10 protein-coding genes are annotated in these 12957 nt (G+C 66.8%); 3 read left to right on the top strand and 7 right to left on the bottom strand.

The features are described from left to right. The first annotated feature begins 477 nt into the window (after positions 1-477). The gene (locus ACO1P8_RS25085; protein ID WP_486298551.1) at positions 478-1332 is read left to right on the top strand and encodes a hypothetical protein; all 855 of its coding nucleotides are present in this window, start codon (positions 478-480) and stop codon (positions 1330-1332) included. 252 nt (positions 1333-1584) lie between these two features. On the opposite strand, the gene ACO1P8_RS25080 is transcribed toward ACO1P8_RS25085, so the two are convergent. After that, positions 1585-2568, bottom strand: coding sequence for a tripartite tricarboxylate transporter substrate binding protein (locus tag ACO1P8_RS25080; RefSeq protein WP_486298550.1), 984 nt, complete (start codon positions 2566-2568; stop codon positions 1585-1587). Positions 2569-2657: 89 nt separating this feature from the next. Continuing rightward, on the bottom strand, positions 2658-3521 hold the full coding sequence (locus ACO1P8_RS25075) for an amidohydrolase family protein (protein WP_486298549.1): 864 nt from the start codon (positions 3519-3521) through the stop codon (positions 2658-2660). 164 nt (positions 3522-3685) lie between these two features. Here ACO1P8_RS25075 and ACO1P8_RS25070 point away from each other — a divergent pair, with 164 nt between their 5' ends. Continuing rightward, complete coding sequence (locus tag ACO1P8_RS25070; RefSeq protein ID WP_486298548.1) at positions 3686-4573, top strand: LysR family transcriptional regulator; 888 nt, start codon at positions 3686-3688, stop codon at positions 4571-4573. 91 nt (positions 4574-4664) lie between these two features. Further along, entirely contained in the window at positions 4665-5561 is an 897-nt protein-coding gene (locus ACO1P8_RS25065) for a LysR family transcriptional regulator (protein ID WP_486298547.1), read from the top strand. Between the two features lie 55 nt (positions 5562-5616). Here the strand turns inward: ACO1P8_RS25065 and ACO1P8_RS25060 are convergent, their stop codons facing one another. From ACO1P8_RS25060 to ACO1P8_RS25040, 5 genes are read right to left on the bottom strand one after another with little or no spacing between them, the layout of a single operon-like run. Continuing rightward, positions 5617-7158 (bottom strand): M81 family metallopeptidase, encoded by a 1542-nt coding sequence (locus ACO1P8_RS25060; protein WP_486298546.1) that lies wholly within the window; start codon positions 7156-7158, stop codon positions 5617-5619. Between the two features lie 15 nt (positions 7159-7173). After that, entirely contained in the window at positions 7174-8763 is a 1590-nt protein-coding gene (locus ACO1P8_RS25055; protein ID WP_486298545.1) for an ABC transporter substrate-binding protein, read from the bottom strand. A gap of 34 nt (positions 8764-8797) precedes the next feature. Continuing rightward, the gene (locus ACO1P8_RS25050) at positions 8798-10777 is read right to left on the bottom strand and encodes a dipeptide ABC transporter ATP-binding protein (RefSeq protein ID WP_486298552.1); all 1980 of its coding nucleotides are present in this window, start codon (positions 10775-10777) and stop codon (positions 8798-8800) included. A gap of 47 nt (positions 10778-10824) precedes the next feature. Then, a complete protein-coding gene (locus tag ACO1P8_RS25045) occupies positions 10825-11658 on the bottom strand; it encodes an ABC transporter permease (RefSeq protein ID WP_486298544.1) in 834 nt (277 codons plus the stop codon). Further along, positions 11658-12599 (bottom strand): ABC transporter permease, encoded by a 942-nt coding sequence (locus ACO1P8_RS25040; protein ID WP_486298543.1) that lies wholly within the window; start codon positions 12597-12599, stop codon positions 11658-11660. Before ACO1P8_RS25040 ends, ACO1P8_RS25045 begins: the two co-directional genes overlap by 1 nt. Positions 12600-12957: the final 358 nt, after the last annotated feature.

Here is a 12957-nt window from a genome sequence, read left to right as displayed (position 1 = left end):
CTGCCCAGTTCCGCGACGTGGACGAAATATTCGAGTTGGCGTAGGTCCATGGAGTCTCCCGCTGGCCACCGGAGAGATCGGCAACCATGAGCCGCCTTTTCCCGTGTCGGCGGACCGAAGGGGGGACGATACAACACGGGACGATAGACCGCCGCGTGACCGCGCTGGCGCGCGGCCGGGGATGCCCTGCCCATCTGCGCCCGTCGGTACGGCAAATTGCAATGTCTCCTTTCATGGAGCGGCGGACTTGGCTGCTTTGCGGGCCAAGGGAAGGCTGACCATACCAGCCGGTATACGCTCGCGCGACAATCCCGCTCTGCAGAATTCGGCCCTACACGCGGCGCGGCATCCTGCAAGATGCCAACGGGAAGGCCGCGCCATCGCACCCATGCAAGACCTTCACCGCCAGAGGACGCCATGCCAGCACTCATGCCCGATTTATGTTGCCTGCCTATCGGCATACTTCCGCATCGCGGTATGGAAGACATCATGCGGAACGCACCCAGCTTCCAACGCATCGGATTCCGGAAATCCGGCGCGCGCTCTACAATCTCCGGCATGGTGCCCGCTGACGAACTTCGCTTCTCGCTAACCGACCGCATCAACGGCGTTGATGTGGGCCCCAGGCACGTCCCATTGAACCTGCTGGGTGAGTTTCACAAAGATGTCAGCGAATTCCTGCAGGGTTCCGGGCGCGAGCTCAAGTCCGCCGATGTGCTGATTTCCATCGACGAAGGGTCTTTGGTCCTGGTAGCCACGGGATTGGCGATGGCCCATGGACTTTGGTCGGACGTTAGCCATTTGGCAGTCCCCGCTTCATTAGGCGAGATCGATTTGAAAAGGGCCGAAGTCGTCAAGCGCTGGCAGGCCCAGGCAAGGGGTCATCCCGACCGGTCGTACCGTCTTGAAGACGGGTCGAAGCATGCCATCGCGACGATCGACAGCACGACCGATTACGAGCAGATCGAAGACGTCTGGGTGACGGTCGAAAAATACCTGCATGGCAGGGTGGTGGACTGGGGAGGGAAAACCAAGGCAAATGTCCACCTGGAGCTCGAGAACGGCAAAGTAATGAAAGTGTCGGCTCCGCAGCAACTGCTGGCCCAGGAAAGCGAAAATCGCTTATATCGGCAAGCATTGCTTCACGTTACCGCGGAGGAAAATCTTCGGACCGGTGAATTGCGCGACTTGCACCTGCTTGCTTTCGAAACGCACCATCCGGTCTACGATGAGACCGAATTCAGAAAGATGGTTCAGCGCGGAACAGCAGCCTGGTCAGACGTTCCCGACGCGATCCAGTGGCTGGAATCGCTACGAGGTGATGACGCATGACGGTAGCTGTGCTGTTGGATACCAGCTAACTGATTTCCCTGGTAAGTAAGACCCGCCCGAACCATCCGACCGCGGCGAAGTACTACCGGCACATGATCGAAGAATCGATCCCGATGTATTTTTCCGCTATCGCCGCAGCCGAGTTTGGGATTAAACAGCCGATCACCGACCTGCCGCTGAACTTGGCGAAGTCGCGTAGCTGCCCGCGCGACACCCCGCTGCCAATCGGGGAAGCCGCGCAACCGAACGCCGTCAATCGAGTTGCAGATGCGCCTCTTCGACGACTTTCTTCCACTTTTCGATTTCCGCGCGGCGGAAGGTGTCCAGCTCGGCCGGGGTCGAGGCGACGATTTCCGCGCCCATGTCGGTCAGCTGCTTGGCGACATCCGGCTCCTTCAATACCTGGGCCAGCGCCTGCGACAGCTTGTTCACGATGGCCGGCGGGGTGCCGGCGGGCGCGAAGACGCCGTTCCACTCATAAGAGGAATAGCCGGGCACGCCGGATTCCGCGATGGTGGGCAGGTCCGGGGCCGATGGCGAACGGGTGGTGCCGCCGGACGCGATGGCGCGCAGCTTGCCGGCGCGCACATGCGGCCACGAGGATCCCATGCTGGCGAACATCACGGGCACCTGGCCGGACATGACATCGACCATGGCGGGACCGCCGCCCTTGTAAGGCACATGCTGCATGTGCGTGTGAGCCAGGAAGTTGAACAGCTCGCCGGCCAGATGCTGGGCCGAACCCGGGCCGGAGGACGCGAAGTACACATGCGTGCCGTCCGTGGCCTGGCCCAGCTTGATCAGGTCGGCAACCGTCTTGACCGGGTACTTGGGCGTCACGACCAGGATGTTGGGCACGCGCAGCAGCAGCGAGACGGGTGCGAAGTCGCGCAGCGTATCGAAGTTCATTTTGCTGTGCAGCGCCGGGTTCTGGCCGTGATTGGAGGCATCCATCATCAGCGTGTAGCCATCAGGCGCGGCCTTGGCGACGTAGGCGCCGCCTATCATGCCGCCCGCGCCGCCCTTGTTCTCGATGATGACCGACTGCCCGAGCACCGCCGACAGGCGCGGGCCGATCAGGCGGGCCACCAGATCGACCGTGCCACCGGGCGGATAGGTGACCACCAGCGTAATCGGCCTGTCGGGATAGGCGGCCGAAGCGGCGGTCGTGGCGGCCGCGATGGCCAGCCCGGCCAGCCACCGGCGGGTGAGGCGGAACGGAAAATCGAAGGGCATGTTTGTCTCCTGATATCTATATGGCGACGTGCATGGGATCCACACGTCGGCGCGGAACAACAACGGCACAACTCGGGTGATTCGGTACCTCAGCGATCGATGCGGAACAAGCGCGAAGGCGTGTCCGTCAGCACGGCCTGCCGGATCGCCGGATCGTCGATCCAGCGGTCCAGCCATTCGCGCGTGGCGGCATAGGAAACGTCGGGGTGCTCCGTGTGCGGCCAGTCGCTGCCCCACACCAGACGCTCGCCGGTGTACGCATCCAGCAGCAGCCGTGCGGCCTCGCGCCCCGCCGCCGCCACGTCCGCGTGCGGCCAGTTACGGTACGCGCCGGACAGCTTCACCCATACGCGGCCGCTGCCGGCCTGGCGCAGCAGGTATCGGAATCCTGGATCGGCGACGCCCGATGCCGGATCCGGGCGGCCGAAATGGTCGACCACGACGGCACAGCCGGCCGCCAGCAAGGGCGGAACGACCTCCGGCAGGCGCGCGGCCGGCAGATGTACCTCCACGTGCCAGCCCAATGCGGCGACACGCTCGAGCAGCCCGCGCCAGGGCGCGGTGTCCAGCGCGGGGGTGGGCTGCCCGACGAGGTTCAGCCGCATCCCCACGACGCCGCCCGCGGCCATCTCGCGCAGGCTGTCGTCCGTCGCGCCAGGAGTGATCACGACGACCCCGCGCAGTCGCCGCGGAAAGGCCCGCAAGGCGCTCAGCAGGTAGCTGTTGTCGGTGCCGAGGAAGCTCGGCTGCACCAGTACCCCATGCGTCATGCCATGCCCGTCCAGCCGTGCCAGGTAATCCCCCAGCGGCGCGTCATGGGCCGGCGTATAGCGGCGTCCTTCGATCAGCGCCAGCCCCCGCTCGAACACATGGGCGTGCGTATCGACGGCCGCCAGCCGCACGCCGGCCTGCGCGGCGTGCGGACGAAAGACCGATTCGGCGAAAGCAGACATGACAGGCTCCAGAGTCGTCCCGGTATACCCACGCGCCCGGGACCGGTACGGATGCGGCCGGCGCCGTGGGACAGGCTCGGGACCGGTCCGGGATTGGCGGGATTCTAGGCAAGCCATGTATAGTTTTCTATGTAGAAAGTGTCACTTATATATATCGTTTCAATATGGAAACCCGTCACCTGCGTTACTTCCTGGCCGTGATCGATCATGGCAGCGTCAGCCGCGCGGCGGCCTGGCTGGGCCTGGCGCAACCGGCGCTCAGCCAGGCCCTGGTGCGCATGGAGAAAGAACTGGGGGTGCGCCTGTTCGAGCGCTCGCGGCGCGGGGCGCAGCCGACGCCGGCCGCCCGCGCCATCCTGGAAGACATACGCGCCAGCGTGGCGCGCATCGACGCCGCCGCGGCCCGCGCGCGGGACATCGGCCGCGGCAGCGCCGGTCAGCTCACCGTCGGACTGGTGTCCTCCGCGCTGTTCGATACGCTGCCGCGGGCCCTGCGCCAGATGCGCGAGCGCGCGCCCGGCGTGCGGGTGATCTTGCGCGAGATGAGCAACGCCGAACAGGCCGAAGCCCTGCAGAACGGGCAGATCGATATCGGCCTGATGCACACGCCGGTGGCCGTGGGCGGACACATGCGCGAACGCCTGTTGCTGCGCGATAGCCTGGTGGCGGCGGTACCCGACGAATTCGAGGTGGCGCCCGATGGCACGGTCAGCCTGGCCCAGATCGCCGAGGCCGGGCTCGTACTGTATCCGCGCAGCCAATTGCCGGTGCTGTACGAGTCCATACTCGACGCGATGCGCAAGGCCGGCCATGCGCCGCGCGTGGCGCAGGAAGCCAACCGCACGCTGACCGTATTGGCCTGCGTGGCGGGAGGTTGCGGGGTGGGCCTGCTGCCCAGCTGGATCCGCTCGCTGGATTTCCGCGGCGTGCGCTTTTGCCGGGTGGCGGATGGCCGGCATCTGCCCAGCTTCGATCTCAGCGCGATATGGCCGGCGCGCTCCGTGCCCACCCTGGCCGACCTGTTCGCCAGCCTGGACCTGCTGGCGAAATAGCGCGGCCGGCCCTGGGGATGGGCCGGATGGCGGCGGCCGCCCTTTTGCGCCATAGTGGCTGCCGCCACCGCGCCGCAATCCGAATCGCCCCATGCTCAATACCGCGCTCAAGTACTTCCTGGAAGTCGTCAATAACGGGTCGCTGACCGTAGCCGCGCAGGCCCTGCACGTGGCGCCTTCCGCGGTCAGCCGCATGATCCGCAAGCTGGAGGACGAGTACGGCACGGTGCTGTTCGACCGCCACGCGCGCGGCATGGTGCTGACCGAATCGGGGCAACTGATGGCCGCCTACGCGCGGCGCGCCCACCTGGACGCGGAGCGGGCACGCTCCGACGTGCGGGACCTGAGCCGGGTCGGCCAGCGCATGGTCAGGATATCCGCCAACCAGGCCTTCGGCCGCGAGCTGCTGCCGCGCCTGATCGGCCGATTCCGCGAGACGGAACCCAGCGTGCATTTCCAGCTGGACATCCTGCAATCCGAGGAAATCAACCGCCGCGTGCGCGAAGGCAAGGACGATATCGGCGTGAGCTACAGCCTGTCGGCGCCCGAAGGCGTGCAGATCCAGCACGTCGGCATCCTGCCCGTGTGCGCCGTAATGCCGCCGTACCATCCGCTGGCGCGGCGCAGCGTGGTGTCCATGCAGGAAGTCTCCGGCTACCCCGTCGCCCTGATGGGGCACGGCAGTACCATCCGCTTTATCGTCGACCTGTGCTGCATGCACGAAGGCATCGAACTGAATGTCGTGATGGCCAGCAACAACATGGGCGCGCTGCAGACTCTCAGCCGCACCTACGGGCCCATCATCTTCGGCAGCCGGCTGACGGTGCTGGCCGGAATCCAGCGCGGCGAACTGGTTGCCGTGCCTTTGACCAATACCGACCTGCACCAGCGGCATTTCCATATCCAGACCATGCTGGGGCGGGAGCTGCCTGCCAGCGTCATGCGCATCGTGCAGGCCATCGTGCGCGACGTGACGCTGGCGGCGTAAGACCGGGGCTGGCTCGCCGCGTGGGGCCCCGGCCCCCAAAATCCACGCCGGATTTCTATCCGGCTTGCGCCGCCCAGTCCGGTTCGCGCCAGGCGACATCCGCGTCCAGGGGCCAGACCGGCCTGGGCAGGCGACGGAAATCCACGCGCTTGAGGTTCGGTGTCGTCAGTCCGGGGCTGTCCACGTCATGGATGCGATCGGGGCTGAAGAATTCGTCGAAACCGGCGCGGTAGTGCCCGCGGCTCTTGACGATGAGGTTCCCGACCGTCCCGATGTCGATGCCGTGCATTTCCACGATGCGGGGCTCCGCCAGCTGGCGGCGCAAGCTGCCGACGATGACGCGCAGGCCGGAGTCCTCCAGTTGCAGCAGCGCGCTGGGCCCCAGCGAGAACGTGCGGCCACGCATGACGCCGCGCCGCCCCACGCCGTCGCCGTCGGTCAGGCGCAGCACCCTGGCGCGCGCCTCCAAGCGCAGCGAGAACTCCGATTCCTGGCGATTGAAGACCGCATCGAAGTCCCCGCCTTCGCCCGCGGCGTGGGCCTGCGCCGCCAGTTCCGGGTCGACGAACACACCCAGCACGGTGCCGGGCACGCGCGCGCGATGAAATGCCGACAGCAGCCAGGAGGTGTTGCCCCGCCCGCCGCCGCCCGGATTGTCGGCGACGTCGGCGAACAGCAGCGGCACGGTGGAGGCTTGCGCGATGGCCACGGCGCGTTCGACATCGATCATGTCGGGTACGTAGCGGTGGCGGTCCTTCCAGGCCGCGCGCGCCAGCGCCAGCGCGGTGCGCCGCGCCGCCGCCAGGTCGCCGCGCGCCGTCACGGTAATGGTCAACCCGCACTTGGGGATATCGGCGAAGACGAAGCCGCCCACGACGGAGACATTGGCGATGGGTCCCTGCCCGGCCGGCGACATACAGGCCTGCGCCTGCGCGATCAGATCGGCGTAGGGTCCTTCGCGCGTGCCCAGCGTAACGGACGGCGGCGTCAACGGCAGGCGGATATACGCGGTGGCGGTTTTCATGCCGGCCAGCATCTCGTGCAGCAGGTCGGCGGCCTCGGCGGCGCGCTCGCGCTGGTCCACGTGCGGATTGGTGCGATAGGCGATCAGCGCGTCCAGCGCATCCACGGTCGCCTCGGATACATTGGCGTGCAGGTCATGCGTGGCAACGATAGGCACGTCGGCCCCGACCATGTCGCGCAGCATGACGGCCAGCGCGGCTTCGGTATCGTCCTGGCTTTCCGCCGACGAGGCGCCGTGGTTGGCGATGTACACGGCATCCACCGGCAGGACGGCCCGCAGCCGTTCCTGCGTTTCGCGCATGAACGTGGCCCATACCGACGCGCTGGCCGGACCGCCCGGCGGCGCGCCGATGACGATCAGGGGCAGCGGCTGCCATGGTCCCAGCGCGTCCATGCGCTCGTAGAAGCCGGGCAGCTCGCTGGGCAGGTGACTGACCTGGCGCGCGAGCGCGCTGATGCGCTCGCCCTCTTCCCAGCACTGCGCGCGAAAATCCGCTTCGACGGATACGGGCGCGAATGCGTTGGACTCCAGGTGAAACCCGAGCACGGCGACGCGCGGGCCGGATGCATTCATGGCCGTCTCCCTGGCTCAGGCCTTGCGGGCGGTATAGAACAGCGGCAGCTGCGGCTGGAAGTCCTTCCATTCCGCGCCATAGGCGCTGACCTGGTAGCTGGCGCCCAGCGGGATATACGGCACATCCTCTATCACCTGCAACTGGATCTGTTCGCAGATTTTCTTCTGCGTCGCCAGGTCCGGCGCATTGAACCAATCCTGGCGCAACTGCTCCAGCCTGGGGCTGTCCGGCCAACCCCACCAGGCCGCTTTGCCGTTGCCGCGCAGGGCCAGATGGCCCGCCGGGTCCAGGTTGTTGGGACCGGTCAGACCGGTAAAGGCAACGTTCCAGCCGCCCTTGGAAGGCGCATCCTGGTTGTTGCGGCGTTGTACCGCCGTACCCCAGTCCATGGTCTGCACGTCGACGTTCAGGCCGATGCGCTTGAACAAGTCCGCGGTGACGAGCGCCGCGGCATGGTACGCGGGGAAATCGGCGGGGTCGATCATGACGATGGACTCGCCCTTGTAGCCCGCGGCCTTGATATCCGCGCGCACTTTGTCCAGGTCGCGCTTGCCGGTCAGCTTGTCCATCCCGGCCTCCGTCGCCATGGGCGTGCCTTCCACGAACACGCCCATGCGGTCGCTCCAGTACTCCTTGAATTCCGTGCCGTTGATGGCGGTCATGTAGTCGGTCTGATTGATCGACGCCAGCACGGCGCGGCGCATCAGCACGTTGTTGAACGGCGGCTGCAGATGATTGAAGCGCAGGATGGCGACGGTGGGCAGGCTGCGCTTGAGCAGCATGATGGACGGGTCGGCCTTCAGGACGCCGATGAAGTCGTTGTCCACGGCCTCGACGCCGTCCACTTCGTGCGCCTGCAGGGCGGCAATGGCGGTGGCCCGGTCGGGCACGACGTTCCAGCGGACTTCGTCCATGTGGGCGATCTTCGGACCGGCGCTGAACTGGGGCGGGAAGCTGTCCTTGCGCGGCACATAGCCAGGGAATTTCTCGTACACGACGCGCGAACCGGAGACCCATTGGTCCCGCATGAAGCGGAACGGGCCGCTGCCGATCATCTCGGTGACCGGCTTGTCGTCCGGCCCCTTGGCCAGGCGCTCCGGCATGATGGCCGCCATGCTGCCGGTCTGCCGGCCCAGCGCGTGCAGCAGCAGGGGAAAGGGTTTCTTCAGCTTGAACTGCAGCTGCTTGTCGTTCAATGCGGTCAGTTCCGCGGTCGCAGCCATCAGCGATTTGCCCATCAGGTCGCGCAGCGCCCAGCGATGCAGGCTGGCGACCGCATCCTGCGCCCGCACCGGCGATCCGTCGTGAAAAACCAGCGCGTCGCGCAGCGTGATCACCCATCGCAGGCCGTCGGCATCCATCTCGTGGCCCGACGCCATCTGGGGATGCGGCTGGTAGTCGTTGTCCAGGCCGTACAGCGTGTCGAACACCATCTGCGCGTGGTTTTGCGTGATCGTCGCGGTGGTGAAGGTCGGGTCGAGCAGCGTCAGGTCGGTTTGCGGTATCCAGCGGAACTCGACGCGCGGAGCGGCCCGCAGATAGGCCGGCATGGCCAGTGTCGCCGCGCTGGCGGATGTGGTGATCAGGAATTGCCTGCGGTCCATGTTCAGCTCCGGTTCGAACGAGGAAGGTAAAGCATCAATACAAGCCGCCCACCAGGTGCCGGGCGACGAAGTGTCCGGGCCCGACCTGCTCCAGCGGCGGCACGTCGGGCCGGTAGTCCAGGGGACGCACCGGGCTGGGAAGCTCCGCGTCGTCGACGCGGACCACGCGCCGGCGCGTGGGATCGGGCACCGGCACGGCTTGCATCAGTTTGCGCGTATAGGGATGGCGTGGATCCTCGAACACGGCCTGGCGCGGGCCGATCTCCACGATCTGCCCCAGGTACATCACCGCGACCCGATGGCTGACGCGCTCGACCACGGCCATGTCGTGCGAGATGAACAGGTAGGCCACGCCCAATTCGCGCTGCAGGTCGATCAGCAGGTTGACGATCTGCGCCTGAATGGACACGTCCAGCGCGGACACCGACTCGTCGGCGATCAGCACGCGAGGATTGACCGATAGCGCGCGTGCGATGCAGATGCGCTGGCGCTGCCCGCCGGAAAACTGGTGCGGCCAGCGCGTCGCCATGGCGGGATCCAGTCCCACGCGCTCCATCAGCGCGGCCACGCGGCGGTCGGCGTCGGCACCGCTGGCCACGCCGTGGATAAGCATGGGCTCCTTGATGGATTCGCCCACGCGCATGCGTGGATTCAACGACGCGAAGGGGTCCTGGAAGACAAACTGCATGCCGCGGCGCAAGGCCCGCAGGGACAAGGGATCGTCGGCGCGCACCGTTCGCCCGTCGAACTCGACGGTCCCGGACGTGACCCGAGCCAGTTGCAGGATCGAGCGGCCGGTGGTGGTCTTGCCGCAGCCGGACTCGCCCACCAGCGACAGGGTCTCTCCGGCATGCAGATCGAAGCTGACGTTCTCCACCGCGTGCACGCGGCGCTTCACGCGGGCCAGGATACCGCCGCGCACGTCGAAACGCGTCACAAGATCGCGCACCCGCAGGATGGGATGCCGCGTGGGCACGTCGCCGGGCGCGGCGGCCAAGGGGGCCGCGCCGCCGGGCGCGAGGGATGGAGAGGCCGTGTCGCCGGGCGCGACGGATGAAGAGGCCGCGCCGCCGGGCGCGCCAGGCGGTGGGGCCGCCTCGCCGCGCGCTGGCTCGGGCTCCACCAATTCGAAGCGCGCCGGTTGCGCGGTGCCGCGCATGGCGCCCAGCTTCGGCGCCGCCGCCATCAGCGCGCGGGTATAGGTCTCGCGCGGATGCGCGAACAGCTCCACGGCGCTATCGGTTTCGATGGCCTGCCCGCGCCGCATCACCATCACCCGGTCGGCCACTTCGGCCACTACCCCCATGTCGTGCGTGATAAAGATCACGCCCATGTCCATATCGCGCTGCAGCTCGCGTATCAATTGCAGGATCTGCGCCTGGATCGTCACGTCCAGCGCGGTGGTCGGCTCGTCGGCGATGAGCAGCGCCGGTTTGCAGGATAAGGCCATGGCGATCATGACACGCTGGCGCATGCCGCCGGACAGCTCGTGCGGATAACGCCGCATGACGGCAGTGGCATCCGGAATGCGGACGCGATCCAGGATGCGGCGCGCCTCGGCTTGCGCAGTACGCGCATCGCCGGGCTGGTGCAGGCGGATCGCTTCGACGATTTGCGCGCCGATGGACATGACCGGGTTCAAGGAAGTCATGGGCTCCTGGAACACCATGCCCAGGTCCGCGCCGCGCATGGCGCGCATTTGCTCATGGCCGGCCTTGGCCAGGTCCACGAACTTGCCGTCGCGCCGGTGGAAGGTCATCGTGCCCTGCGCGATACGCCCCCCGCCGAACTCGACCAGCCGCATGATGGCCAGCGAGGTCACGGATTTTCCCGAACCGGACTCGCCCACGATCGCCAGCGTTTCGCCCCGGTCCACATGCAGGCCGATATCGCGTACCGCGATCGTCGGCTCCGGCCCCGCCCCGAAGCTCACCGTCAGGTTGGCGACATCCAGGACACGGCGGCCGGACGGCGGATTGCCGGTGTCGGTCGCGCGCCGGCCGGTTTGCGGCATGGCGACATCGATAGCCTGGGGGCTGGAATCCGGTTGCGTGGCCATGGTCAGATCCTTTTCGCCATGCGCGGGTCGATGGCGTCGCGCAGGCCGTCACCCAGCATATTGACCGCCAGTATCGTGACCGACAGAAAGATCGCCGGGAAGGCGATCAGGTAAGGCTTGATCTGCCACAGCGCCCGCCCTTCGGCCATGATGTTGCCCCACGATGGCGTGGCCGGCGGCACGCCCGCGCCGATGAAGGACAGGCCGGCTTCGGCCAGAATCGCCACGCCGCAGATATAAGTGGCCTGTACCGTCAGCGGTGCGATGGTATTGGGCAGGATGTGGCGCAGCACCACGCGCAGGCGGCTGGCGCCGGCCGCCACGGCGGACTCCACATAGGGCTGCTCGCGCAGCGATAGCACCACGCCGCGCACCAGGCGCACGACGCGGGGGATTTCCGCCAGCGTGATGGCGAAAATCACGTTGTGCAGCGAGGCCTTGCTCAGCGAAATCAGGGCGATGGCCAGCAGGATGGTGGGGATGGACATGAAGCCGTCCATGATGCGCATGGCCACCGCATCCACCCAGCGCACGAAGCCCGCGGCAAGCCCGATCGCCACGCCCGCCACGGTGGACAGGATGGCCACCGTGAAGCCGACGATCAGCGACACCCGGGCGCCGTAGATCACCCTCGAATAGACGTCGCGTCCCAGCAGGTCCGTCCCGAACCAGAAGCGTTCGCCCGGCGGACGCGTGCGGTTGACGGGCGATAGCGCGGTGGGGTCGACGGTATGCAGCCAGGGGGCGAATACGGCCATCAGCGCCAGCAGCAGCAGGAGCACACCGCCCACGGCGATGGTGGGATGTTCGCGCAGGATCTTGAGGAAAGCGCGCATCAGTATTTGATCCTTGGATCGAAGACGCGATAGAGCAAATCCACCGCCAGGTTGATCAGCACGTACATGAAGCTGAACAGCAAAATGACGCCCTGGATGACCGGGTAGTCGCGCCGCAGGATGGCGTCCACCGTCAGGCGTCCCAGCCCCGGTATGGAGAAAACGGTTTCGGTGATCACCGTGCCGCTGATCAACAGGGCGACGCCGCTGCCGATCACGGTCAGGATGGGAACGGCGGCATTCTTCAGCGCGTGGCGGAACAACAGGGTGCGATCGTGCACGCCCTTCGCGCGCGCCGTACGCACGTAATCCTGCGAGAGCGTTTCCAGCAGCGTGGCGCGGGTGATGCGCGTGATCAGCGCGATATACACGCTGCCCAGCGCCAGCGCCGGCAGCACCAGGGTGTACAGCGAGGCCCACAGGCCGCGCGACAACGGCACGTAGCCCTGCACGGGAAACCAGCGCAGCTGCAGGCCCAGCACCCAGGCCAGGAGGTAGCCGACCACGAAGGAAGGAATCGAAAATCCCATCACGGCGCTGACCATGATGCCGCGGTCCTGCCAGCGGTTGTGCCGCCATGCCGCCAGCGCGCCCAGCGGCACGGCCACCAGCACCGATAGCACCAGCGTCATGACCATCAGGCTGAAGGTGGGCGCCAGGCGCTGGCCGATCATGTACGAGACGGGTTGGCTGGTGAACAGCGAGGTACCGAAATCGCCATGCAGTACCGCCCAGATCCAGTGGCCGAAGCGCAGCAGAAAGGGCTGGTCCAGGCCCAGGGTGGCGCGGATGCGGGCAATGTCCTGCGCCGTGGCGTCCTCGCCCGCCAGCAGCGCGGCGGGGTCGCCCGGCGCCAGGTCGAGCAGCGCGAAAACGAACAGCGCGACGAACAGCATGACGGGGAGCGTGGCGAGCAGGCGGCGCAGGACGTACGAGAACATCGGACCTCGTCGGGAAGCGTCACGGAAGCATCGCGGCGCCCGCCGAAACAGGCCTATCTTCCATGGCAAAACGCGGATTTGCGCGGTGCAAAAATTTTAGGGTTGGGCGCTGGCACGCAGCAATTTCAATATTCGCGCGCGGCTGTTGCCGAAATTAGAACAGCCCGCAAAGCCAGCAATGGCGCGGCTTTGCGGGCTGTACGTAGTGGCCCTGATGGGGATATCCCCAAGCTCGGGCAGGCAGGGCGGTTCAGACCGCCACGTCCACCGAGCCATCCGCGCGCGCGGCCTCGGCCGACCCGCGCACCAGTGCCGGGTCCGGCGGCGCGGTCACGATGCCGGTGCGGAAATCGAGCGG

It is taken from the genome of Bordetella sp. (genome assembly GCF_057362025.1).
Note: the sequence above shows the minus strand (reverse complement) of the source record. Positions and strands in the feature narration are given on the sequence as shown.

Excerpts from the sequence above, each read along its gene's own strand:
- ACO1P8_RS25040 (WP_486298543.1), bottom strand. The coding sequence starts at position 12,599 with ATGTTCTCGTACGTCCTGCGCCGCCTGCTCGCCACGCTCCCCGTCATG.
- ACO1P8_RS25075 (WP_486298549.1), bottom strand. The coding sequence starts at position 3,521 with ATGTCTGCTTTCGCCGAATCGGTCTTTCGTCCGCACGCCGCGCAGGCC.
- ACO1P8_RS25065 (WP_486298547.1), top strand. The coding sequence starts at position 4,665 with ATGCTCAATACCGCGCTCAAGTACTTCCTGGAAGTCGTCAATAACGGG.
- ACO1P8_RS25045 (WP_486298544.1), bottom strand. The coding sequence starts at position 11,658 with ATGCGCGCTTTCCTCAAGATCCTGCGCGAACATCCCACCATCGCCGTG.
- ACO1P8_RS25060 (WP_486298546.1), bottom strand. The coding sequence starts at position 7,158 with ATGAATGCATCCGGCCCGCGCGTCGCCGTGCTCGGGTTTCACCTGGAG.
- ACO1P8_RS25070 (WP_486298548.1), top strand. The coding sequence starts at position 3,686 with ATGGAAACCCGTCACCTGCGTTACTTCCTGGCCGTGATCGATCATGGC.
- ACO1P8_RS25085 (WP_486298551.1), top strand. The coding sequence starts at position 478 with ATGGAAGACATCATGCGGAACGCACCCAGCTTCCAACGCATCGGATTC.
- ACO1P8_RS25050 (WP_486298552.1), bottom strand. The coding sequence starts at position 10,777 with ATGCCGCAAACCGGCCGGCGCGCGACCGACACCGGCAATCCGCCGTCC.
- ACO1P8_RS25055 (WP_486298545.1), bottom strand. The coding sequence starts at position 8,763 with ATGGACCGCAGGCAATTCCTGATCACCACATCCGCCAGCGCGGCGACA.
- ACO1P8_RS25080 (WP_486298550.1), bottom strand. The coding sequence starts at position 2,568 with ATGCCCTTCGATTTTCCGTTCCGCCTCACCCGCCGGTGGCTGGCCGGG.